The organism is Enterobacter quasimori (genome assembly GCF_018597345.1).
In the GTDB taxonomy this organism is placed as follows: domain Bacteria; phylum Pseudomonadota; class Gammaproteobacteria; order Enterobacterales; family Enterobacteriaceae; genus Enterobacter; species Enterobacter mori.
This window is the reverse complement of record NZ_JAHEVU010000005.1, coordinates 231,868-256,305: the sequence shown is the minus strand read 5'-3', so window position 1 is coordinate 256,305 and position 24,438 is coordinate 231,868. Positions and strand designations below refer to the sequence as shown.

The window sequence follows — 24,438 nt, the reverse complement described above, 5'->3', positions numbered from 1 at the left end:
AGAATAGAGTGATTCATTAATCTTCATAAGAAAAAGCTATGGAAAATTATCAGATCGACAATCTGGACCGCGGCATCCTGGAGGCCTTAATGGCCAATGCACGCACCGCCTACGCCGAACTGGCGAAACAATTTGGCGTCAGCCCTGGGACGATTCACGTTCGTGTAGAGAAGATGAAGCAGGCGGGGATCATTACCGGCGCGCGCATCGATGTCAGCCCAAAGCAGCTGGGTTACGACGTCTGCTGCTTCATCGGCATCATTCTTAAAAGCGCAAAAGACTACCCTTCCGCGCTGGCGAAGCTGAACGCGCTGGATGAAGTCACCGAGGCGTACTACACCACCGGGCACTACAGCATCTTTATTAAAGTCATGTGCCGATCCATCGACGCGCTCCAGCAGGTACTTATCAACAAGATCCAAACAATCGATGAAATTCAGTCCACCGAGACGCTGATCTCCCTGCAAAACCCGATCATGCGTACCATCCGCCCCTGATCGGGCAAACTCATACCCACATTTTCCACAGGTAGATCCCAGCTCGCTCACAGCGTACAATGATCGCCTCTTTATCTGAGCGAGCGATCAATGGCGGACATTACCCTTATCAGCGGCAGCACCCTTGGCGGTGCGGAATACGTGGCGGAACATCTGGCTGAGAAGCTGGAAGATGCAGGCTTTTCGACAGAAACCCTGCACGGGCCGTTGCTGGAAGATCTCCCGTCTGACGGGGTCTGGCTGCTGATTACCTCCACGCACGGCGCGGGCGATCTCCCGGATAACCTGCAACCTTTATATGACGAACTGCTGGAACAACAGCCTGACCTGTCAAACGTCCGTTTTGGTGCAGTGGGGATCGGCAGTCGTGAATATGACACTTTCTGCGGTGCAATAGAGAAAGTTGAAGCCGCTGTGACCTCCTGCGGAGCAAAACAGCTGGGTGAAACGCTCAAGATCAACATCCTCGATCATGACATTCCGGAGGATCCAGCCGAGATCTGGCTCGCGGAATGGAAAAATTTACTCAAAAACGATTAAAGATCGCGCGAACAGATGTGGATAACTCTGGTTAAAAGCTCGTATTAACCCGTAGTTATCCAAAGAACAACCGTAGCGCCGTTTTTGGCCTGTGTATAAAGTCGCGATCTGATCCCAGCTTATACGGTCCAGGATCACCGATCATTCACAGCAAACGATCCTTTCTAACTGCATGATCTTCTTTATGAGATCGGACTTATCCACACGGGTTCGCGATCCTAATAAGAGATCACAATAGAACAGATCTCTAAATAAAAAGATCTTCTTTTTAATAGCCCAGGATCCCAATGCTTCCTCGAAAGACTAAAGTTGAGTAGAATCCACGGCCCGGGCTTCAATCCATTTTCATACCGCTTTACGCGAGGCAGACCACCATGTTTTATCAGGATCCTTTTGACGTCATCATCATTGGCGGGGGTCACGCAGGCACTGAGGCCGCAATGGCCGCAGCGCGAATGGGTCAGCAGACCCTGCTTTTGACACACAATATCGACACGCTGGGACAAATGTCCTGTAATCCGGCGATTGGCGGCATTGGGAAAGGACACCTGGTAAAAGAAGTGGATGCACTTGGCGGCCTGATGGCGAAAGCGATCGATCATGCAGGCATCCAGTTTAGGATACTAAACGCGAGCAAAGGCCCCGCTGTTCGGGCGACCCGTGCGCAGGCAGACCGCGTACTTTACCGTCAGGCGGTGCGTACCGCTCTCGAGAACCAGCCGAACCTGATGATCTTCCAGCAGGCGGTTGAAGATCTTATCGTTGAGAACGATCGCGTCGTGGGCGCGGTAACCCAGATGGGTCTCAAGTTCCGCGCCAAAGCCGTGGTGTTAACCGTGGGGACATTCCTGGACGGTAAAATTCATATCGGCCTGGATAACTACAGCGGTGGCCGCGCTGGCGATCCGCCGTCTATTCCATTGTCTCGCCGTCTGCGTGAACTGCCGCTGCGCGTTAGCCGCCTGAAAACCGGTACGCCGCCGCGTATTGACGCGCGGACCATTGATTTCAGCGTGCTGGCACAACAGCACGGTGATAACCCAATGCCGGTCTTCTCGTTCATGGGCAATGCGGCTCAGCATCCGCAGCAGGTACCGTGCTACATCACGCACACCAACGAGAAAACCCATGACGTGATCCGCAATAACCTCGATCGTAGCCCAATGTATGCTGGCGTGATCGAAGGGATCGGCCCGCGCTACTGCCCGTCGATCGAAGACAAGGTGATGCGCTTTGCCGATCGTAACCAGCACCAGATCTTCCTGGAGCCGGAAGGGCTGACCTCAAATGAAATTTACCCGAACGGTATCTCCACCAGCCTGCCGTTCGATGTACAGATGCAAATTGTTCGCTCAATGCAAGGCATGGAGAACGCAAAAATTGTTCGCCCTGGCTACGCTATTGAGTACGATTTCTTCGATCCGCGTGACCTGAAGCCCACCCTGGAAAGCAAGTTCATCCAGGGTCTGTTCTTCGCAGGCCAGATTAACGGCACGACCGGCTACGAAGAAGCCGCAGCGCAGGGTCTGCTTGCCGGTCTGAACGCAGCCCGCTTCTCTGCCGAGAAAGAGGGCTGGGCACCGGGGCGTTCCCAGGCGTATCTGGGCGTGCTGGTTGACGATCTCTGCACGCTGGGTACCAAAGAACCGTACCGCATGTTTACCTCTCGCGCGGAATATCGCCTGATGCTGCGCGAAGACAACGCCGACCTGCGTTTGACCGAAATGGGCCGCGAGCTGGGTCTGGTGGATGACGAACGCTGGGCGCGCTTCAACGAGAAGCTGGAGCGAATTGAGCAGGAACGTCAGCGTCTGAAAACCACCTGGGTGAATCCGCAGGCGGAAACCGCTGCCGAAGTGAATGCTCACTTAACAGCACCGCTGTCGCGTGAAGCCAGCGGGGAAGATCTGCTGCGCCGTCCTGAAATCACCTACGAGAACCTGGTCAAACTGACCGCGTTCGCGCCGGGCCTGGAAGACGCTGAAGCGGCGGAGCAGGTTGAAATCCAGGTGAAGTACGAAGGTTACATCGCGCGTCAGCAGGATGAGATCGAAAAACAGCAGCGCAACGAAAACACGCTGCTGCCGGAAATGCTGGACTACCGCCAGGTAACGGGCCTTTCCAACGAAGTGATCGCTAAGCTGAACGATCACAAACCTGTGTCGATCGGCCAGGCTTCCCGTATCTCCGGCGTCACACCTGCCGCGATTTCGATTCTGCTGGTGTGGCTGAAAAAGCAGGGCATGCTGCGCCGCAGCGCGTAATGTCTTGAAATTGCCCGGTGGCGCTGCGCTTACCGGGCCTACTGAACTCCGTAGGGCGGGTAAGCGAAGCGCCACCCGCCACTTAAGTCTCTAACAGGTATTCACCGTGCTCAACAAACTCTCTCGTCTGCTGGATGAAGCAGGTATTTCGCTCACCGATCACCAGAAAAACCAGCTGGTGGCCTATGTCGATATGCTGAACAAATGGAACAAAGCGTACAACCTGACGTCAGTGCGCGATCCCAACGAGATGCTGATACGCCATATTCTCGATAGCATCGTGGTGGCGCCGTATCTGAAGGGGGAGCGCTTTATCGACGTGGGTACGGGACCTGGTTTACCGGGCGTTCCGCTGTCGATTGTTCGTCCTGAGAGCCATTTCACACTGCTGGACAGCCTTGGAAAGCGTATTCGCTTCTTGCGCCAGGTTCAGCACGAGCTGAAGCTTGAAAACATCACTCCCGTCCAGAGCAGGGTAGAAGCGTTCCCGGCAGAGCCACCGTTTGATGGGGTGATTAGCCGTGCCTTTGCCTCGCTCAACGATATGGTGAGCTGGTGCAAGCATCTGCCTGCGAAGGAAGGGCGTTTTTATGCCCTGAAAGGACTCGTCCCTGAGGACGAAATTGAGCACCTCCCGGAAGGTATTGCCGTGGAATCAATTGAAAAATTACAGGTCCCGCACCTTGAAGGTGAGCGTCATCTGGTGATTCTTAAGCCAAACAATTTTTAAAAATTAAATAAAAAATTGGGAATTTGTGCTGTTCTTACTGTGTTAAAAAGCAGCGCATTTCCGGGGATTATTCTGAGTTAAATTTAACCTTGTTGTTACCATGGATTTTCTTGTAGTTAACGTTGTGGTTATTGTTCATCGTTAAGATAATCAACTGCGAAAATATCAGGCTGCTAAAAGTGAAAAGTGGCAACAAGACATCAATGTTAAATTTTTATTAAGAATGTCAATAAAAGGTTTTTGTTGTATACAGGGTTGTTTTGAAAATAGTTGCGATATTTTATCTTTAATTTCAAAAGGATGAAATAATCGGATTTACGACTTTGATAAATACAACCTTATCGTAAATGTGTATTTTGTGATCTCGTGCACGCTTTCTCGCCAACGTTTTCGTGCTGTTTGCAGTTTTGCCAGAAGGTCAACGCGGACGACAAAAGTTGAAAAACAGCGGTGGGGAAAAATATTTAAACATTTATTCACCTTTTCGCTACTTAATGTTTGAAATCACGGGTACGCACCGTATAATTTGACCGCTTTTTGATGCTTGACTCTGAGCCTTAAAGGACGTTTTATACGACACGCGGCATACCTCGAAGGGAGCAGGAGTAAAAACGTGATGTCTGTGTCGCTCTTGAGTAGAAACGTTGCTCGTAAGCTTCTGTTCATTCAGTTTCTGGCTGTGATAGCAAGTGGACTGCTGTTTAGCCTCAAAGACCCCTTCTGGGGCATCTCCGCCGTGTGCGGGGGTTTGGCGGTTGTGCTGCCAAACGTGTTGTTTATGATTTTTGCCTGGCGTCATCAGGCGCATACACCTGCCAAAGGCCGCGTGGCCTGGTCCTTCGCCCTCGGCGAAGTGTGTAAGGTGTTGCTGACCTTTGCTCTACTGGTGATGGCGCTGGCGGTTTTGAAAGTGGTCTTCATGCCGCTGATAGCAACGTGGGTTTTGGTGCTGGTGGTACAAGTTCTGGCTCCAGCTGTAATCAATAACAAAGGGTAAAAGGCATCATGGCTTCAGAAAATATGACGCCGCAGGATTACATAGGTCACCATCTGAATAACCTTCAGCTGGACCTGCGTACATTCTCGCTGGTGGATCCACATAACCCCCCGGCCACCTTCTGGACGATCAACATCGACTCCATGTTCTTCTCGGTGGTTTTGGGTCTTCTGTTCCTGGCCATGTTCCGCGGTGTTGCTAAACGAGCGACCAGCGGTGTACCAGGGAAATTCCAGACCTTCATCGAAATGATCATCGGCTTCGTCCATGGCAGCGTCAAAGACATGTACCATGGCAAGAGCAAGCTGATTGCTCCGCTGGCCCTGACCGTGTTCGTCTGGGTCTTCCTGATGAACCTGATGGACCTGCTGCCAATCGATCTGCTGCCGTTCATCGGCGAGCACATCTTCGGCCTGCCTGCACTGCGTGTTGTACCGTCTGCGGACGTGAACATCACCCTGTCGATGGCGCTGGGCGTGTTTATCCTGATTCTTTTCTACAGCATCAAAATGAAAGGCGTAAGCGGCTTTGTGAAAGAGCTTACCTTGCAGCCGTTCAACCACTGGGCGTTTATTCCGGTCAACCTGATCCTGGAAGGCGTTAGCCTGCTGTCCAAACCTGTTTCACTGGGTCTGCGACTGTTCGGCAACATGTATGCGGGTGAGCTGATTTTCATTCTGATCGCGGGTCTTCTGCCGTGGTGGTCACAGTGGGTTCTGAATGTGCCGTGGGCCATTTTCCACATCCTGATCATTACGCTGCAAGCCTTTATCTTCATGGTTCTGACGATCGTCTATCTGTCGATGGCGTCTGAAGAGCACTGATTTTTTACCAACACTACTACGTTTTAATTGAAACAAACTGGAGACTGTCATGGAAAACCTGAATATGGATCTGCTGTACATGGCTGCCGCTGTGATGATGGGTCTGGCGGCTATCGGTGCTGCGATCGGTATCGGCATCCTCGGGGGCAAATTCCTGGAAGGCGCAGCGCGTCAACCTGATCTGATTCCTCTGCTGCGTACTCAGTTCTTTATCGTTATGGGTCTGGTGGATGCAATCCCAATGATCGCTGTAGGTCTGGGTCTGTACGTGATGTTTGCTGTCGCGTAGTAGTAGTATTAAAACCCCAAGCCACAGAAATTAAAGAGGTATTGTGCTGTGAACATGAACGCAACAATCCTCGGCCAGGCCATCGCGTTTATTCTCTTTGTCTGGTTCTGCATGAAGTATGTATGGCCGCCTTTAATGGCTGCCATCGAAAAACGTCAGAAAGAAATTGCTGACGGTCTGGCTTCCGCAGAACGCGCTAAGAAAGATTTGGACCTTGCACAGGCCAACGCGACAGACCAGCTGAAAAAAGCGAAAGCTGAAGCTCAGGTAATCATTGAACAGGCTAACAAACGCCGTTCTCAGATCCTGGACGAAGCCAAAGCTGAAGCAGAACAGGAACGTACTAAGATCGTGACACAGGCTCAGGCTGAAATTGAAGCTGAGCGTAAACGTGCTCGTGAAGAACTGCGTAAGCAGGTTGCGATTCTGGCTGTTGCTGGCGCCGAGAAGATCATCGAACGTTCCGTGGATGAAGCTGCTAACAGCGACATCGTGGACAAACTTGTCGCTGAACTGTAAGGAGGGAGGGGCTGATGTCTGAATTTGTTACGGTAGCTCGCCCCTACGCCAAAGCAGCTTTTGACTTTGCTGTCGAACACCAAAATGTCGATCGCTGGCAGAATATGCTGGCGTTTGCCGCTGAGGTGACGAAAAACGAACAAATGGCCGAGTTGCTGTCTGGTGCATTAGCGCCTGATACCCTCGCCGCGTCGTTTATCGCCGTGTGCGGAGAGCAACTGGATGCCAATGGCCAGAACCTGATTAAGGTTATGGCTGAAAATGGTCGTCTCCGTGTGCTCCCGGATGTTCTCGAGCAGTTTGAGCACTTACGTGCGCTGAGTGAAGCTACTGCCGAAGTCGAAGTGACTTCGGCGACTGAACTGAGTACCGAACAGCTTGCGAAAATCACCGCCGCGATGGAAAAACGTCTGTCACGCAAAGTTAAGCTGAATTGCAAAATCGATAAGTCTGTAATGGCAGGCGTAATCATCCGCTCGGGTGATATGGTCATTGATGGCAGCGTACGCGGCCGTCTTGAGCGCCTTGCAGACGTCTTGCAGTCTTAAGGGGACTGGAGCATGCAACTGAATTCCACCGAAATCAGCGAACTGATCAAGCAGCGCATTGCTCAGTTCAATGTTGTGAGTGAAGCTCACAACGAAGGTACTATTGTTTCTGTAAGTGACGGTGTTATCCGCATCCACGGCCTGGCCGATTGTATGCAGGGTGAGATGATTTCCCTGCCGGGTAACCGTTACGCTATCGCACTGAACCTGGAGCGCGACTCCGTAGGTGCAGTTGTGATGGGTCCATACGCTGACCTCGCCGAAGGCATGAAGGTTAAGTGTACTGGCCGTATTCTGGAAGTGCCGGTTGGCCGTGGCCTGCTGGGTCGCGTTGTTAACACCCTGGGTGCGCCAATCGACGGTAAAGGTCCGGTTGAGCACGATGGCTTCTCCCCAATCGAAGTTATCGCCCCGGGCGTTATCGACCGTCAGTCCGTAGATCAGCCTGTTCAGACGGGTTATAAGTCCGTTGATGCCATGATCCCAATCGGTCGTGGTCAGCGTGAACTGATCATCGGTGACCGTCAGACCGGTAAAACCGCGATGGCAATCGACGCCATCATCAACCAGCGTGATTCCGGCATCAAATGTGTGTACGTGGCTATCGGCCAGAAAGCGTCCACCATTTCCAACGTGGTTCGTAAACTGGAAGAGCACGGCGCGCTGGCTAACACCATCGTTGTGGTAGCAACTGCGTCTGAATCTGCTGCACTGCAATACCTGGCGCCATACGCCGGTTGCGCAATGGGCGAATACTTCCGTGACCGCGGTGAAGATGCGCTGATCGTATACGATGACCTGTCTAAACAGGCTGTTGCTTATCGTCAGGTTTCCCTGCTGCTCCGTCGTCCACCTGGACGTGAAGCATTCCCGGGCGACGTATTCTACCTCCACTCTCGTCTGCTGGAGCGTGCTTCCCGCGTTAACGCGGAATACGTCGAGAACTTCACCAAAGGTGAAGTGAAGGGTCAAACGGGCTCTCTGACGGCTCTGCCGATCATTGAAACCCAGGCGGGTGACGTTTCTGCGTTCGTTCCGACCAACGTAATCTCCATTACCGATGGTCAGATCTTCCTGGAAACCAACCTGTTTAACTCCGGTATTCGTCCGGCAGTTAACCCGGGTATCTCCGTATCCCGTGTTGGTGGTGCTGCTCAGACCAAGATCATCAAGAAACTGTCCGGTGGTATCCGTACCGCACTGGCACAGTATCGTGAACTGGCTGCGTTCTCTCAGTTCGCATCCGATCTGGACGAAGCAACCCGTAAACAGCTGAGCCACGGTCAGAAAGTGACCGAGCTGCTGAAGCAGAAACAGTACGCGCCAATGTCTGTTGCTCAGCAGGGCCTGGTGCTGTTCGCGGCTGAACGCGGTTACCTCGAAGATGTGGAACTGGCGAAAATCGGTAGCTTCGAAGCCGCTCTGCTGGCTTACGTCGACCGTGATCACGCTCCGCTGATGCAAGAGATCAACCAGACCGGTGGCTATAACGACGAAATCGAAGGCAAGCTGAAAGCTATCCTCGATTCCTTCAAAGCAACCCAGTCCTGGTAATCGTCCGGCGGCTTGTCTCACGACAAGCCGCCTGGCATTGAGGAGAAGCTCATGGCCGGCGCAAAAGAGATACGTAGTAAGATCGCAAGCGTCCAGAACACGCAAAAGATCACTAAAGCGATGGAGATGGTCGCCGCTTCCAAAATGCGTAAATCGCAGGATCGCATGGCGGCCAGCCGTCCTTATGCAGATACCATGCGCAAAGTGATTGGTCACCTTGCGAACGGTAATCTGGAATATAAGCACCCTTACCTGGAAGAACGCGACGTTAAGCGCGTGGGCTACCTGGTGGTGTCGACCGACCGTGGTCTGTGCGGCGGCTTGAACATTAACCTGTTCAAAAAACTGCTGACGGAAATGAAAGCATGGTCTGAGAAAGGCGTTCAGTGCGATATCGCAATGATCGGCTCTAAGGGCGTTTCTTTCTTTAACTCCGTGGGTGGCAATATTGTCGCTCAGGTGACCGGTATGGGTGATAACCCGTCCCTGTCCGAACTGATCGGTCCGGTTAAAGTGATGTTGCAGGCCTATGATGAAGGCCGTCTGGACAGACTGTATGTTGTCAGCAACAAATTTATTAACACAATGTCTCAGGTTCCAACGATCACTCAAATGTTGCCTTTACCGGCATCAGAAGATGACGAGCTGAAGCAAAAAGCCTGGGATTACCTGTATGAACCCGATCCGAAACCGCTGCTGGATACCCTGCTGCGTCGTTACGTTGAATCACAGGTTTATCAGGGTGTTGTAGAAAACCTGGCCAGCGAGCAGGCCGCACGTATGGTGGCGATGAAAGCCGCGACCGACAATGGCGGCAGCCTGATTAAAGAGCTGCAGTTGGTATACAACAAAGCTCGTCAGGCCAGCATTACTCAGGAACTCACCGAGATCGTCGGTGGTGCATCCGCGGTATAACCAGGTTAATTCGTAGAGGATTCAAGATGGCTACTGGAAAAATTGTCCAGGTAATCGGCGCCGTGGTTGACGTCGAGTTCCCTCAGGATGCCGTACCGCGCGTGTACGATGCTCTTGAGGTACAGAATGGTAACGAGAGCCTGGTGCTGGAAGTTCAGCAGCAGCTCGGTGGTGGTATCGTGCGTACCATCGCAATGGGTTCTTCCGACGGTCTGCGTCGTGGTCTGGAAGTCAAAGACCTTGAGCACCCGATCGAAGTCCCGGTAGGTAAAGCAACACTGGGTCGTATCATGAACGTATTGGGTCAACCAATCGACATGAAAGGCGACATCGGTGAAGAAGAGCGTTGGGCTATCCACCGCGCGGCACCTTCCTACGAAGAGCTGTCAAGCTCTCAGGAACTGCTGGAAACCGGTATCAAAGTTATCGACCTGATGTGTCCGTTCGCGAAGGGCGGTAAAGTCGGTCTGTTCGGTGGTGCGGGTGTAGGTAAAACTGTAAACATGATGGAGCTGATCCGTAACATCGCGATCGAGCACTCCGGTTACTCTGTGTTTGCGGGCGTGGGTGAGCGTACTCGTGAGGGTAACGACTTCTACCACGAAATGACCGACTCCAACGTTCTGGACAAAGTTTCCCTGGTTTACGGCCAGATGAACGAGCCACCAGGAAACCGTCTGCGCGTTGCGCTGACCGGTCTGACTATGGCTGAGAAGTTCCGTGACGAAGGCCGTGACGTTCTGCTGTTCGTTGATAACATCTACCGTTACACCCTGGCCGGTACTGAAGTATCTGCACTGCTGGGTCGTATGCCTTCAGCGGTAGGTTATCAGCCAACGCTGGCGGAAGAGATGGGTGTTCTTCAGGAACGTATCACCTCTACCAAAACCGGTTCTATCACCTCCGTTCAGGCGGTATACGTACCTGCGGATGACTTGACTGACCCATCTCCAGCAACCACCTTTGCGCACTTAGATGCAACCGTGGTACTGAGCCGTCAGATCGCGTCTCTGGGTATCTACCCAGCCGTTGACCCGCTGGACTCCACCAGCCGTCAGCTGGATCCACTGGTTGTTGGTCAGGAACACTACGACACCGCGCGTGGCGTACAGTCCCTGCTGCAGCGTTACCAGGAACTGAAAGACATCATCGCCATCCTGGGTATGGATGAACTGTCTGAAGAAGACAAACTGGTGGTAGCACGTGCGCGTAAGATCCAGCGCTTCCTGTCCCAGCCGTTCTTCGTTGCGGAAGTATTCACCGGTTCTCCAGGTAAATACGTTTCCCTGAAAGACACCATCCGTGGCTTTAAAGGCATCATGGAAGGCGAATACGATCACCTGCCAGAGCAGGCGTTCTACATGGTTGGTTCCATCGAAGAAGCCGTGGAAAAAGCCAAAAAACTTTAACGCCTTAATCGGAGGGTGATATGGCAATGACTTACCACCTGGACGTCGTCAGCGCAGAGCAACAAATGTTCTCTGGTCTGGTCGAGAAAATCCAGGTAACGGGTAGTGAAGGTGAACTGGGTATTTTCCCGGGTCACGCACCGCTGCTCACCGCCATTAAGCCTGGTATGATCCGCATCGTTAAACAGTTCGGTCATGAAGAGTTTATCTATCTGTCCGGCGGCATTCTTGAAGTGCAGCCTGGCAGTGTGACCGTTCTGGCCGATACCGCTATTCGTGGCCAGGATCTCGACGAAGCGCGAGCCCTGGAATCGAAGCGTAAGGCTGAAGAGCACATTAGCAGCTCTCATGGTGACGTGGATTACGCTCAGGCGTCTGCGGAGCTGGCCAAAGCGATCGCGAAACTGCGCGTTATCGAGTTGACCAAAAAAGCGATGTAACACCGGCTTGAAAAGCTCAAAAGCCAGTCTGGATACCAGGCTGGCTTTTTTTTTGCCTTAATTCATGATGAAAAAGATGTAGAATTTTAAGCACCAAACGTTTTTACTTCTCACTCAAACTACCGTCAGGATGCGTATGTCAAACAGTGCGATGAGCGTGGTGATCCTTGCCGCTGGCAAAGGTACCCGCATGTATTCCGATCTGCCTAAAGTGCTTCACACGTTGGCAGGAAAGCCAATGGTGCAGCATGTCATTGATGCAGCAAATGAATTGGGCGCTCGTCAGGTAAACCTGGTCTACGGCCACGGTGGCGATTTACTGAAAAAGACGCTGTGTGACGACAGGCTCAACTGGGTGCTTCAGGCTGAACAGCTGGGAACTGGCCATGCGATGCAGCAGGCGGCCCCGTTCTTTGCCGATGACGAAGACATTCTGATGCTGTATGGCGATGTCCCGCTGATCTCCGTTGAAACTCTGACCCGCCTGCGTGAAGCCAAACCCCTGGGCGGTATTGGCCTTCTCACCGTCGTACTGGACGACCCGAGCGGCTATGGCCGCATCACCCGCGAAAACGGCAAGGTGACCGGCATTGTTGAACACAAAGATGCCAGCGAAGAGCAGCGCCAGATACCGGAAATCAATACCGGTATCCTGATTGCCAACGGCGCGGACATGAAGCGCTGGCTGTCTCAGCTCAACAACAACAATGCGCAGGGTGAATACTACATCACCGATATCATTGCGATGGCGTACCACGAAGGGCGTGAAATTGCCGCCGTTCATCCGGCGCGTATCAGCGAAACGGAAGGTGTGAACAATCGTCTGCAGCTTTCCCGTCTTGAGCGTATTTATCAGTCCGAGCAGGCCGAAAAGCTGCTTCTGGCAGGCGTGATGCTGCGCGATCCGGCACGTTTCGATCTGCGCGGTACCCTGTCGCACGGGCGTGACGTTGAGATTGACACTAACGTTATCGTTGAAGGTAACGTCACGCTGGGCAACCGCGTCAAAATTGGCACCGGCTGCGTGATCAAAAACAGCGTTATCGGTGACGACTGCGAAATCAGCCCGTACAGTGTGGTGGAAGATGCCCGTCTGGACGCGGCTTGTACCATCGGCCCGTTTGCGCGTCTGCGCCCGGGCGCTGAGCTGCTGGAAGGTGCTCACGTGGGTAACTTCGTGGAAATGAAAAAAGCGCGTCTGGGTAAAGGCTCGAAAGCCGGTCATCTGACCTATCTGGGCGATGCGGAAATTGGCGACAACGTGAACATCGGCGCGGGAACCATTACCTGCAACTACGACGGTGCCAACAAGTTTAAAACCATCATCGGTGATGACGTGTTCGTTGGCTCCGATACGCAGCTGGTGGCGCCTGTTACCGTGGGTAACGGCGTGACCATTGCTGCTGGAACAACCGTTACGCGCGATGTGGCCGCGAACGAGCTGGTGTTAAGCCGCGTTCCGCAAGTCAACAAGCAGGGCTGGCAACGCCCGGTGAAGAAAAAGTAACGGATTTACCCCTCACCCTAACCCTCTCCCCACAGGGGAGAGGGGATCGTTCGGTGCGGTGTTTTTCTCCCTCGCCCCTTTGGGGAGAGGGCCGGGGTGAGGGGATAATATAATCCTCCCCCCACAAGCAGTACCCATAAAAATAACCCCACTCTCTACAAGGCTCGGGGTGCCCGGAAAGGGCAAATACAGGTCAGCGACAACGCAGGCATCATGCCTAAATTCGGAATCTAAAACTATGTGTGGAATTGTTGGCGCAGTTGCGCAGCGTGATATTGCTGAAATCCTTCTCGAAGGTTTACGTCGTCTGGAATACCGTGGCTACGACTCTGCCGGTTTGGCTGTCGTTGATGCAGAAGGTCATATGACCCGTCTGCGCCGTCTCGGTAAAGTGCAGATGCTGGCCCAGGCCGCGGAAGAGCATCCGCTGCACGGGGGAACCGGTATTGCACACACTCGCTGGGCGACCCACGGCGAACCGTCTGAAGGTAACGCGCACCCGCATGTGTCTGAACACATCGTGGTCGTGCACAACGGCATTATCGAAAACCACGAACCGCTGCGCGAAGAACTGAAAGCGCGCGGCTATACCTTCGTCTCTGAAACTGACACCGAAGTGATTGCTCACCTGGTGCACTGGGAGCTGGCTCAGGGCGGCACGCTGCGTGAAGCGGTACTGCGCGCCATTCCTCAGCTGCGCGGTGCCTACGGTACGGTGATCATGGATTCCCGCGACCCGTCCACGCTGCTGGCCGCGCGTTCCGGTAGCCCGATGGTTATCGGTCTGGGCATGGGTGAAAACTTCATTGCCTCTGACCAGCTGGCGCTCCTGCCGGTTACCCGTCGCTTTATCTTCCTCGAAGAGGGTGATATCGCGGAAGTGACTCGCCGCAGCGTGACCGTGTTCGATACCAAAGGCGAGCAGGTGAAGCGTCAGGAGATCGAATCGAATCTGCAGTACGACGCGGGCGACAAAGGCGCTTACCGTCACTACATGCAGAAAGAGATTTACGAGCAGCCAAACGCCATCAAAAACACCCTGACCGGGCGCATCAGCCACGGCGAGGTTGACCTGAGCGAGCTGGGCGCAAACGCCAACGAACTGCTTGGCAAGGTTGAGCATATTCAGATCGTGGCCTGCGGCACCTCCTACAACTCCGGTATGGTCTCTCGCTACTGGTTTGAATCCCTGGCGGGCGTGCCGTGCGATGTGGAAATCGCGTCTGAATTCCGCTATCGCAAATCCGCGGTGCGTCGTAACAGCCTGATGATCACCCTTTCTCAGTCCGGCGAAACGGCGGATACGCTGGCAGCGCTGCGTCTGTCTAAAGAGCTCGGTTACCTGGGCTCGCTGGCCATCTGTAACGTCCCTGGCTCCTCGCTGGTGCGTGAATCCGATCTGGCGCTGATGACCAAAGCGGGAACCGAAATCGGCGTGGCCTCCACGAAAGCGTTTACCACGCAGCTGACCGTTCTGCTGATGCTGGTGGCGAAGCTGGCGCGTCTGAAAGGCGAAGATGCTTCCGTTGAGCATGACATCGTTCACGGCCTGCAGGCGCTGCCGAGCCGTATTGAGCAGATGCTGTCTCAGGACAAACGCATTGAAGCGCTGGCGGAAGATTTCTCCGACAAGCATCACGCCCTGTTCCTGGGTCGTGGCGATCAGTATCCGATCGCGCTGGAAGGCGCGCTGAAGCTGAAAGAGATCTCTTATATCCACGCTGAAGCCTATGCGGCAGGCGAGCTGAAACACGGCCCGCTGGCGTTGATTGATGCAGATATGCCGGTCATTGTTGTGGCACCTAACAACGAACTGCTGGAAAAACTGAAATTCAACATCGAAGAAGTGCGCGCCCGCGGCGGCGTACTGTACGTCTTCGCTGATAAAGATGCCGGTTTCGCCAGCAGCGACAACATGCACATCATCGAGATGCCGCACGTTGAAGAGGTTATTGCACCGATCTTCTACACCGTTCCGCTGCAGCTTCTGGCCTATCACGTGGCGCTGATCAAAGGCACCGACGTTGACCAGCCGCGTAACCTGGCGAAATCCGTCACCGTAGAGTAATTTTTCACTTAAAAAAGCTGCTGCATTGTCAGCAGCTTTTCATCTCTATCTTTTAAACTTCACTCCTGTTTTACTTGTAATATCCCCTTACAAAACAATTTTTATATTATTATTACCGTTAGAAATTTTATAAATTATTGAATCTATATGGTGAATGTATTTATTTTTTAAAAGCGAAGAAAAAACGAACTGATCTTCATATTATACAATAATGATATAGATGAATTCTTAATTTTAGTGGTGTTGTGTCGATAAATGTTATTTTTTATATTTCGCTGATAAATATTTCATGGGTTATACATTGTTTTAATTTATTAGTTTATTGCCTAATGATTTTTTTCAAGATTATTTTTATTTGTAATTAGCAACCCGCTGTGTAATATAAGCCGCCGTAAGGATGGTGTGTTTTATTTTTGGAATATAAGTAAAGCACAGGGATATAATATTATTAATGGGGTTGTAATGAAACTTAATTTAATTGCAGGTGCGCTGGTTCTGTCTTCCACAGTATTTGCTGGTCATGCTATGGCATCTGATGGCACCGTTCACTTCCTTGGCGAAGTGGTAGATAGCACCTGTCAGGTCACGCCACAAACCTCGGATCAAACCGTTAGTTTAGGCAAAGTTAACAAAACGGCTTTTGCTGGTGTGGGGAGTACCGCTGCACCTACCGAGTTCCATATCGATCTGACCGGGTGCCCGGCTACGTATACTAAGGCTGCTGTTCGTTTCGATGGTACTGAAGCTTCTGACGGTAATGGCGACCTGGCAATCGGTAATCCTGCTAATGGCTCTACTCCTGGTGACTACACCGGTACTGGCGCTGCCATTGCGGCATCTGGTGTAGCGATCCGTATTTACAACCGCGCGGATAACTCTCAGGTTAAATTGTACAACGATTCTGCGTACAGCACGATTGATACCACAGCGGGTACGGCTTCCATGAAGTTTATTGCTCGTTATATTGCCACTAACGCAACCGTCACAGCGGGTACTGCTAACGCAGATTCTCAGTTCACGGTTGAATATCAAAAATAAGATTCGTTCTTTTTAATCGTCTTTTATTAATGTATTGACGCCTGTCATTATGAACAACTGTCGTTGTATAAATGTCTGGCGTCTTTTTTATCCAGGGATGAGTATGTCTATGTTTGCTCGTGGAATAAAAATATTTATTCTGGCACTCCTGTGCCTTAATCTTCCCTCTGCTTTGGCAGGTATTGTTGTCGGTGGAACTCGCGTCATCTTTCATGGCAGCGAGCCTGACTCTACTATTTCTATTTACAATAAAGAAGTTGATTTGCCTTATCTAATACAAGTATGGGTTGATCCTTTCAGTAAGGATGATAAGAGCAAACCACCTTTTACCGTAATTCCGCCCGTTTCTCGTCTTGAGCCGAGTCAGGAAAAAGTGCTGCGCATTATTAAAACAGCAGGTGAGTTGCCAAAGGATCGTGAATCTGTTTTTTGGTTTAACGTGAAAAACATTCCGCCATCCAGTAAAAATAAAGATAGCAGTACGCTTGAGATCGCAATTAAAACGCGTATCAAGTTATTCTGGCGCCCGGCCTCTATTACGCTTATCCCTGAAAAAGCGGCTGCTAAAGTCAAATGGCATCGGCAGGGAAGTAAGTTGGTTGTAGAAAATAATAGTCCTATTCATATGAATATCATGGATGTCTCTGTAGATGGTAAAGATATTCCATTGAATATGATAAAGCCTTTTGAAAAATTAACGCTGGATTTACCTGCTGGTGTTGCGGGTCACTCTTTAGTCTGGCGTTTTATTAATGATTATGGCGCGATTAGTAGCCCTGTTAAGCAAGCGCTTTAGTTTTGCGATAAGGATATCTTGATGATTCACCCTCGTCTTTGCCTCGTCTTGATTTCAGGTGCGTATCTAAGTATCGCTTTCCCGACAATGGCCAGTGAAACGCTGTTTAACCCTGGTTTGCTGGAAATCGATCACCCCGTGGACGTGGATATTCATCAGTTTAACCGTTCCAACGCGTTGCCGCCGGGCGATTATAAGGTCGATATCGTCATTAATGGGAAACTGTTTGAACGACGGGATGTGACCTTTGTGCAGGATCAACCGGATGCCGAACTGCATCCCTGCTTTGTCGCGGTTAAGGAGGTATTGTCGTCATATGGTGTCAAGGTCGACGCGGTGAAAGGCTTGCAGGATGTCGATAATACAGCCTGCGTGAATCCCGTTCCGTTAATTTCTGGCTCTACCTGGTTATTAGATGCAAATAAGCTGACGTTAAATATATCTGTTCCACAGATCTATCTGAACACGGCGGCCTATGACTATATCAGCCCATCACGCTGGGATGAGGGCATCAATGCGATGATGGTCAATTATGATCTTTCCGGATCGCACACGATAAAGTCTAATTACGACAATGGGAACGATGACTCTTATTATCTGAACCTGCGTAATGGGATTAACCTGGGGGCATGGCGGTTGCGTAACTACAGTACGCTAAGCGCTACTGGCAGCGACACGGAATATCACTCCATCAGTAGCTATGTCCAGCGCGATATCGCCGCGCTGCGCAGCCAGATTATGGTTGGCGATACCTGGACGGCGAGTGATGTCTTTGATAGCGCCCAAATCCGCGGGGTCAGACTCTATACCGACGATGATATGCTACCGTCGAGCCAGAACGGGTTTGCGCCAGTGGTTCGCGGGGTGGCGAAAAGTAACGCCACCGTTATCATCCGGCAGAATAAATATGTCATATATCAGTCAGCCGTGCCGCAGGGCGCTTTCGAGATCACCGATCTGAACACCACCAGCGGCGGCGGCGATCTTGATGTCACCATAAAAGAAGAAGACGGCAGCGAGCAGCACTTTACCCAGCCGTACGCGTCGCTGGCGATACTGAAGCGTGAAGGCCAGACCGATTTTGATATTAGCGTCGGTGAAATGCGCGATGAAAGCGGATTTACCCCTAACGTCGTTCAGGCGCAGGTGCTGCATGGCCTGCCGTGGGGATTAACGCTCTATGGCGGCACGCAGGTTGCGGAGGATTATGCTTCCGCCGCGCTTGGTATGGGTAAAGATATGGGGTCGATCGGGGCCGTATCGTTTGATGTGACCCACGCTCGTTCACACTTTGACGATGGTGATAATGAAAGCGGCCAGTCCTGGCGTTTTCTCTACTCCAAACGTTTTGATGATACCGACACCAGTTTCCGTTTGGTGGGGTACCGTTATTCCACGGAAGGCTATTACACTCTCAGCGAGTGGGCATCGCGGCAGGACAACAGTTCTGATTTCTGGGAGACGGGCAACCGCCGCAGCCGCGTGGAAGGAACCTGGACGCAATCATTTGGACCCGGTTTTGGCAATATTTATCTGACATTAAGCCGTCAGCAATACTGGCAAACGGATGAAGTCGAGCGCCTGGTTCAGTTTGGCTATAGCAATAGCTGGCGGCGAATTTCGTGGAACGCGTCGTGGAACTATACCGACTCTGCGAATCGTTCTTCCGGTAGCAATAATAAAAACGACAATGATGACAGCGATCGCGAACAGATATTCATGCTGACGGTTTCCATCCCGCTTTCAGGGGCGATGGAGAGCAGCTACGTTAACTACTCGATGACGCAAAATAATCATAACGACAGCACAATGCAGGCTGGCGTTGGCGGCACGTTGCTGGAGGGCCACAATCTTTCCTATAACGTGCAGGAATCCTGGACCAGTACGCCGGAAGATACCTATGGCGGTAATGCCAGCATGGGATATGACGGTACTTATGGTTCAGTAAACGGCGGTTATGCCTGGAGCCGTGATTCACAGACGCTGAACTATGGCGCGCGCGGCGGCATCCTGGTTCACAGCGGCGGTGTGACCTTCTCTCAGGAGTTGGGGGAAACCGTCGCGCTGGTGGAAGCGCCGGGCGCTGATGGCCTTACCGTAGAAAACACGACCGGGGTTGCTACAGACTGGCGGGGCTATACGGTGAAAACGCAGCTTAACCCTTACGACGAAAACCGTGTGGCGATAGACAGCAACTATTTTGCCAAAGCCAATATTGAGCTGGATAACACGGTAGTCAATCTGGTGCCAACGCGCGGCGCCGTGGTGAAAGCGGCGTTTGTGACGCATGTCGGTTATCGCGTGTTGTTTAATGTGATGCAGCCGAACGGCAAACCTGCGCCGTTTGGCGCGATGGCGTCGGCGGATTTAGATTCCGGAACGGTAACCGGGATTGTCGGCGATAACGGCGAACTCTATTTGTCGGGGATGCCGGAAAACGGTCGTTTCACTCTGAGCTGGGGCGGTGATAAAGCAACAACATGTGCCGTTAATTATACGCTAGGTAATAAACCAGAGAATGCTGAACTGGTGCAGCAAGCCGTCACTTGCCAATAAGGGATTTAATTATGCGCTTATGGAAAATAATATTATCTTCTTGCTTTATGGTTCTTATTTCGCCTGTTTGCCGGGCTGGCGATGGTATTTGCCATACAAGATATGGTGTTTATACTTATGATCTTAATCTCAATGGTGCCAAGATTCCGGCCGAGGCTAATAAAGCCGGTACTGAACTCAGAGATCTAAAGGATTTAACATCATCACAAACGTATGAAATTAGTTGTGATTGCTTGACCCACTTTTCATCGACGTTTCGTAATGTCTATTATACCGCCCGTTCGCCTTTGAGTATTGATACTACCAAAAACGGTTACACATACTATACGCTCAACGATAACCTGAGTATTGCTACGTCGATTACGGTTCATGGGCGAGGTTTTATTGCGGTTCCCTTTGAAGCGGAACCTAATGTGGTACAAACGGGGACCGCATGTTATACCGATACCGTTGAGGGCGGTTTTGCAACATTAGCAACTGGATCGGAGGTCAAAGTCTCTTTTCTTATCAATAAACCTTTTGTCGGTCAGGTGGCTATTCCTGGCACGATTGTGGCTGACTTATACGGGGGGCTTGATGCCAGCTCCTCAACTGCCAGCACGGACAAACTTGCGGAAATCAGAATTGTTGGCGATATCGTGGCGCCGCAGAGTTGTGAAATTGATTCCGGCCAGGTGATAGAGGTGAATTTCGGTAAGATCCCGGTTGCGGATTTCTCGACAACGCAAGGCACCGCTGCTGCAGGCCATAAAGTGACCAAAACGGTGCAGGTGAAATGCACCGGAATGTTGGATGAGAATATCGTCTATTCGACATTTAACGCTGATCCCGTTGATTCCAGCGCCAATATGATGAAAGTCCTGGGTAATGATGATGTCGGAATTATGATTTATGACAAATGGGATCGGATGGTTAAGGTGACGGGCGGAAAAATGGATATGGATATGGGCGTCAATAATAGCGGCGCCGAGACTAACTCATTGATGTTTTCTGCCGCGCCTGCCAGCGCGACGGGAGCACGGCCTCAACCCGGTACATTTGAAGCCTACGCAACGATCACGCTGGAAATAACGAACTAATCCTATTTTATTAATAACGGGAATCAACATGATGAAAGGAATACTAAAAACGACGTTAGTGATATCTTCATTTTTTATGGCAGGAAATACGCTGGCCTCTGATGGCACCGTGCATTTTCTCGGTGAAGTTATTGACAGCGCCTGTGAAATAACGGCGGATACCGCCAATCAGAATGTGGCATTAGGTAAAGTCAACAGAACCACATTTTCGGGTATTGGCTCTACCTCGATGCAGACCGAATTTCATATCCGTCTGGAGAAATGCCCTGACACCTATAGTAAAGCGGCGGTTCGTTTTGACGGTACAGAAGCGGCTAACGGTAATGGCGATCTGGCGATTGGTACTCCGGTTGCTGGAGCAAGCCCTGGCGATTATACGGGGACTGGCCAGGCCGTTGCCGCGTCGGGGGTGGCTATCCGCATTTATAATCTGCGCGATGGTTCACAGGTGCCATTGTACACAACGTCTAAGAGCGCTGATATTGATCCCGTTGCCGGAACGGCTGATATGCAATTTATGGCTCGTTACATCGCTATTAGCGATACCATCACGCCGGGCACAGCCAACGCCGATTCTGAATTTACGATTGAATATACAAAATAGCGATCTCGTTCACACTCCGACCTTCAGGCGACTGTTTTATGACAGTCGCTGTCATACATCTTTAAACTCATATTTACCCCTCTTAAAAAAGTTATTAAAATTCAATTGCTTGTGGGTTGATTTTATCTGTCATAAAACTGTCATAATTCGTACATTTATCTGTCACCTGTTTGTCCTATTTTGCTCATCGTAGCCACTTAAACAATGATTTACGAAATCCTTGCAGGAGACATTATGAAAGTTATGCGTACCACTGTCGCAACTGTTGTCGCCGCGACCTTATCGATGAGCGCTTTCTCTGCCTTTGCAGCAGCAAGCCTGACTGGTGCTGGTGCAACCTTCCCTGCGCCGGTGTATGCCAAATGGGCGGATACCTACCAGAAAGAAACCGGTAATAAGGTTAACTATCAGGGTATCGGCTCCTCCGGTGGCGTAAAACAAATTACCGCGAATACCGTTGATTTCGGCGCATCAGATGCCCCTCTGTCTGATGAAAAACTGAATCAGGAAGGCCTGTTCCAGTTCCCGACCGTGATCGGCGGCGTTGTGCTGGCCGTTAACATCCCTGGCCTGAAATCAGGCGAGCTGGTGCTGGACGGCAAAACCCTGGGTGACATCTACCTGGGCAAAATCAAAAAATGGGATGACGAAGCCATCACTAAGCTGAACCCGGGCGTTAAGCTGCCTTCGCAGAACATCGCTGTGGTTCGTCGTGCTGACGGTTCCGGTACTTCCTTCGTGTTCACCAGCTATCTGGCGAAAGTGAACGAAGAGTGGAAATCTAAAGTCGGCTCCGGCTCTACCGTTAACTGGCCAACCGGTCTGGGCGGTAAAGGTAACGACGGTATCGCCGCGTTCGTACAGCGTCTGCCTGGCTCCATCGGTTACGTAGAATACGCGTACGCTAAGCAGAACAACCTGGCTTACACCAAACTGGTTTCAGCCGACGGCAAACCGGTTAGCCCGACCGAAGAGAACTTTGCTAACGCCGCAAAAGGCGCTGACTGGAGCAAATCCTTCGCGCAGGACCTGACTAACCAGAAAGGCGACGACGCGTGGCCAATCACTTCTACGACGTTCATTCTGATTCACAAAGATCAGAAGAAACCAGAGCAGGGCACTGAAGTGCTGAAGTTCTTCGACTGGGCATACAAAAACGGCGGCAAACAGGCTAACGACCTGGATTACGCCAGCCTGCCAGACAGCGTGGTTGAGCAGATTCGTGCTGCATGGAAAACCAACGTGAAAGACAGCAGCGGTAAAGCGCTGTACTAACAGGATATATTTAACGAAGATGGCGGGTGGCGCTGCGCTTACCCGCCCTACGGTTTATCCTGTAGGCCCGGTAAGCGCCAGCGCCACCGGGCATATTCGTAAGACGTCTCATAAAGAAGAGTAATTTATGGCTGCAACCAAGCCTGCATTTAACCCTCCGGGTAAAAAAGGTGACATGATTTTCAGCGTGCTGGTCAAACTGGCTGCGCTGATTGTGCTATTGCTGCTGGGCGGCATTATCGTGTCTCTGATTTTCTCCTCCTGGCCGAGCATCCAGAAATTCGGTTTCTCCTTCCTGTGGACCAAAGAGTGGGACGCGCCGAACGACATCTACGGTGCACTGGTGCCGATTTACGGCACGCTGGTGACCTCGTTCATCGCCCTGCTGATTGCGGTTCCGGTAAGCTTTGGTATTGCTCTGTTCCTGACGGAGCTGGCGCCTGGCTGGCTGCGACGCCCGCTTGGTATTGCTATCGAACTGCTGGCGGCCATTCCAAGTATCGTTTACGGCATGTGGGGCCTGTTCATCTTTGCGCCGCTGTTCGCCACGTACTTCCAGGAACCGGTGGGTAATGTCCTCTCTGCCATTCCGTTTGTGGGGGCGCTGTTCTCTGGCCCGGCTTTCGGTATCGGCATTCTGGCGGCAGGTGTGATCCTCGCCATCATGATTATTCCGTACATTGCGGCAGTCATGCGCGATGTCTTCGAACAAACCCCGGTGATGATGAAAGAGTCGGCCTACGGCATCGGCTGCACCACCTGGGAAGTTATCTGGCGCATTGTTCTTCCGTTCACCAAAAATGGGGTGATCGGGGGCGTGATGCTGGGCTTAGGTCGTGCGCTGGGTGAAACCATGGCGGTCACCTTTATCATCGGTAACACCTACCAGCTCGACAGCGCGTCGCTCTATATGCCGGGTAACAGTATTACCTCTGCGCTGGCAAACGAATTTGCGGAAGCGGAATCGGGCCTGCACGTTGCGGCGCTGATGGAGCTGGGTCTGATTCTGTTTGTTATCACCTTCATTGTTCTGGCGATTTCCAAGCTGATGATTATGCGCCTCGCTAAAAATGAGGGGGCACGCTAATGGCTACTCTCGAAATGCAAGCTACCGCTGAACTGGCGGAATCCCGTCGTAAAATGCAGGCCAGACGCCGCATGAAAAACCGCATCGCCCTGACGCTCTCTATGGCGACGATGGCATTCGGCCTGTTCTGGCTGGTCTGGATCCTCTTCTCGACGGTCGTTCGTGGAATTGACGGGATGTCATTGTCGCTGTTCACCGAAATGACGCCGCCACCGAACACGGCGGGTGGTGGCCTGGCGAACGCCCTGGCGGGCAGCGGACTGCTGATCCTCTGGGCGACGGTCTTCGGCACGCCGCTGGGCATCATGGCCGGGATCTACCTGGCAGAATATGGGCGTAAATCCTGGCTGGCGGAAGTGATTCGCTTCATCAACGACATTCTGCTGTCCGCGCCGTCTATCGTGGTGGGTCTGTTTGTTTACACCGTGGTGGTGGCGCAGATGGAACACTTCTCCGGCTGGGCGGGTGTGATTGCGCTGGCGCTGCTGCAGGTGCCTATCGTCATTCGTACCACCGAGAACATGCTGAAACTGGTGCCGGACAGCCTGCGTGAAGCGGCTTACGCGCTGGGTACGCCGAAATGGAAGATGATCTCCGCGATTACGCTGAAGGCGTCGGTCTCCGGGATCATGACCGGTATCCTGCTGGCGGTGGCGCGTATCGCGGGTGAAACGGCACCGCTGCTGTTTACGTCCCTCTCCAACCAGTTCTGGAGCACGGACATGATGCAGCCGATCGCCAACCTGCCGGTGACGATCTTTAAATTTGCGATGAGCCCATTCGCGGAGTGGCAGCAGCTGGCCTGGGCCGGGGTGCTGATCATTACCCTTTGCGTACTGTTGCTGAACATTCTGGCGCGCGTCATTTTCGCGAAGAAGAAACACGGTTAAATTTTTACGGCG

The 24,438-nt window shown here is 52.0% G+C and carries 23 protein-coding genes; all 23 read left to right on the top strand.

All coding sequences use genetic code 11. The features are described 5' to 3' along the window. Nucleotides 1-38 precede the first annotated feature (38 nt). Nucleotides 39-497, top strand: coding sequence for a transcriptional regulator AsnC (gene asnC / locus KK102_RS19305; RefSeq protein WP_008500198.1), 459 nt, complete (start codon nucleotides 39-41; stop codon nucleotides 495-497). Between the two features lie 90 nt (nucleotides 498-587). Continuing rightward, complete coding sequence (gene mioC / locus KK102_RS19300; protein ID WP_126545795.1) at nucleotides 588-1,037, top strand: FMN-binding protein MioC; 450 nt, start codon at nucleotides 588-590, stop codon at nucleotides 1,035-1,037. Between the two features lie 374 nt (nucleotides 1,038-1,411). After that, on the top strand, nucleotides 1,412-3,301 hold the full coding sequence (mnmG, locus tag KK102_RS19295) for a tRNA uridine-5-carboxymethylaminomethyl(34) synthesis enzyme MnmG (RefSeq protein WP_126545794.1): 1,890 nt from the start codon (nucleotides 1,412-1,414) through the stop codon (nucleotides 3,299-3,301). A 106-nt stretch (nucleotides 3,302-3,407) separates the two neighbouring features. Beyond that, nucleotides 3,408-4,031 carry a 16S rRNA (guanine(527)-N(7))-methyltransferase RsmG gene (gene rsmG / locus KK102_RS19290; protein WP_126545793.1) on the top strand — a complete coding sequence of 208 codons (624 nt, stop codon included), beginning with the start codon at nucleotides 3,408-3,410 and terminating at the stop codon, nucleotides 4,029-4,031. Between the two features lie 616 nt (nucleotides 4,032-4,647). After that, nucleotides 4,648-5,028 carry a F0F1 ATP synthase subunit I gene (gene atpI, locus KK102_RS19285; RefSeq protein ID WP_008500194.1) on the top strand — a complete coding sequence of 127 codons (381 nt, stop codon included), beginning with the start codon at nucleotides 4,648-4,650 and terminating at the stop codon, nucleotides 5,026-5,028. Between the two features lie 8 nt (nucleotides 5,029-5,036). Next, nucleotides 5,037-5,852: a F0F1 ATP synthase subunit A gene (atpB, locus tag KK102_RS19280; RefSeq protein WP_008500193.1), complete on the top strand. Its 816-nt coding sequence runs from the start codon at nucleotides 5,037-5,039 to the stop codon at nucleotides 5,850-5,852. Nucleotides 5,853-5,901: 49 nt separating this feature from the next. After that, nucleotides 5,902-6,141, top strand: a complete 240-nt coding sequence (gene atpE, locus KK102_RS19275) for a F0F1 ATP synthase subunit C (protein WP_000429386.1) — start codon at nucleotides 5,902-5,904, stop codon at nucleotides 6,139-6,141. Nucleotides 6,142-6,189: 48 nt separating this feature from the next. Further along, a complete protein-coding gene (atpF, locus tag KK102_RS19270) occupies nucleotides 6,190-6,660 on the top strand; it encodes a F0F1 ATP synthase subunit B (protein WP_003862370.1) in 471 nt (156 codons plus the stop codon). Between the two features lie 14 nt (nucleotides 6,661-6,674). Then, complete coding sequence (gene atpH, locus KK102_RS19265) at nucleotides 6,675-7,208, top strand: F0F1 ATP synthase subunit delta (protein ID WP_126545791.1); 534 nt, start codon at nucleotides 6,675-6,677, stop codon at nucleotides 7,206-7,208. A gap of 12 nt (nucleotides 7,209-7,220) precedes the next feature. Further along, the gene (gene atpA, locus KK102_RS19260; RefSeq protein WP_010426588.1) at nucleotides 7,221-8,762 is read left to right on the top strand and encodes a F0F1 ATP synthase subunit alpha; all 1,542 of its coding nucleotides are present in this window, start codon (nucleotides 7,221-7,223) and stop codon (nucleotides 8,760-8,762) included. 51 nt (nucleotides 8,763-8,813) lie between these two features. Beyond that, nucleotides 8,814-9,677, top strand: a complete 864-nt coding sequence (gene atpG, locus KK102_RS19255; RefSeq protein ID WP_126545790.1) for a F0F1 ATP synthase subunit gamma — start codon at nucleotides 8,814-8,816, stop codon at nucleotides 9,675-9,677. Between the two features lie 26 nt (nucleotides 9,678-9,703). Further along, on the top strand, nucleotides 9,704-11,086 hold the full coding sequence (atpD, locus tag KK102_RS19250; protein WP_003862362.1) for a F0F1 ATP synthase subunit beta: 1,383 nt from the start codon (nucleotides 9,704-9,706) through the stop codon (nucleotides 11,084-11,086). A gap of 20 nt (nucleotides 11,087-11,106) precedes the next feature. Further along, nucleotides 11,107-11,526 (top strand): F0F1 ATP synthase subunit epsilon, encoded by a 420-nt coding sequence (locus KK102_RS19245; RefSeq protein WP_006177560.1) that lies wholly within the window; start codon nucleotides 11,107-11,109, stop codon nucleotides 11,524-11,526. Between the two features lie 136 nt (nucleotides 11,527-11,662). Beyond that, the gene (gene glmU, locus KK102_RS19240) at nucleotides 11,663-13,033 is read left to right on the top strand and encodes a bifunctional UDP-N-acetylglucosamine diphosphorylase/glucosamine-1-phosphate N-acetyltransferase GlmU (protein WP_216358240.1); all 1,371 of its coding nucleotides are present in this window, start codon (nucleotides 11,663-11,665) and stop codon (nucleotides 13,031-13,033) included. A gap of 238 nt (nucleotides 13,034-13,271) precedes the next feature. Beyond that, nucleotides 13,272-15,101: a glutamine--fructose-6-phosphate transaminase (isomerizing) gene (gene glmS, locus KK102_RS19235; protein WP_216358239.1), complete on the top strand. Its 1,830-nt coding sequence runs from the start codon at nucleotides 13,272-13,274 to the stop codon at nucleotides 15,099-15,101. A 462-nt stretch (nucleotides 15,102-15,563) separates the two neighbouring features. Beyond that, nucleotides 15,564-16,139, top strand: a complete 576-nt coding sequence (locus tag KK102_RS19230) for a chaperone-usher fimbrial major subunit (RefSeq protein WP_126545788.1) — start codon at nucleotides 15,564-15,566, stop codon at nucleotides 16,137-16,139. A 109-nt stretch (nucleotides 16,140-16,248) separates the two neighbouring features. Next, complete coding sequence (locus tag KK102_RS19225; RefSeq protein WP_235843735.1) at nucleotides 16,249-16,935, top strand: fimbrial chaperone; 687 nt, start codon at nucleotides 16,249-16,251, stop codon at nucleotides 16,933-16,935. A gap of 21 nt (nucleotides 16,936-16,956) precedes the next feature. Beyond that, nucleotides 16,957-19,491, top strand: coding sequence for a fimbria/pilus outer membrane usher protein (locus KK102_RS19220; protein WP_126545787.1), 2,535 nt, complete (start codon nucleotides 16,957-16,959; stop codon nucleotides 19,489-19,491). Between the two features lie 11 nt (nucleotides 19,492-19,502). Beyond that, on the top strand, nucleotides 19,503-20,570 hold the full coding sequence (gene stgD / locus KK102_RS19215) for a fimbrial protein StgD (RefSeq protein WP_216358238.1): 1,068 nt from the start codon (nucleotides 19,503-19,505) through the stop codon (nucleotides 20,568-20,570). 28 nt (nucleotides 20,571-20,598) lie between these two features. Further along, nucleotides 20,599-21,174, top strand: coding sequence for a chaperone-usher fimbrial major subunit (locus KK102_RS19210; protein WP_126545785.1), 576 nt, complete (start codon nucleotides 20,599-20,601; stop codon nucleotides 21,172-21,174). A gap of 234 nt (nucleotides 21,175-21,408) precedes the next feature. After that, nucleotides 21,409-22,449, top strand: a complete 1,041-nt coding sequence (pstS, locus tag KK102_RS19205; protein ID WP_010426579.1) for a phosphate ABC transporter substrate-binding protein PstS — start codon at nucleotides 21,409-21,411, stop codon at nucleotides 22,447-22,449. A 127-nt stretch (nucleotides 22,450-22,576) separates the two neighbouring features. Further along, nucleotides 22,577-23,536: a phosphate ABC transporter permease PstC gene (gene pstC / locus KK102_RS19200; RefSeq protein ID WP_126545784.1), complete on the top strand. Its 960-nt coding sequence runs from the start codon at nucleotides 22,577-22,579 to the stop codon at nucleotides 23,534-23,536. After that, on the top strand, nucleotides 23,536-24,426 hold the full coding sequence (gene pstA / locus KK102_RS19195; RefSeq protein ID WP_024907882.1) for a phosphate ABC transporter permease PstA: 891 nt from the start codon (nucleotides 23,536-23,538) through the stop codon (nucleotides 24,424-24,426). Before pstC ends, pstA begins: the two co-directional genes overlap by 1 nt. The last annotated feature ends 12 nt before the right edge of the window (nucleotides 24,427-24,438 follow it).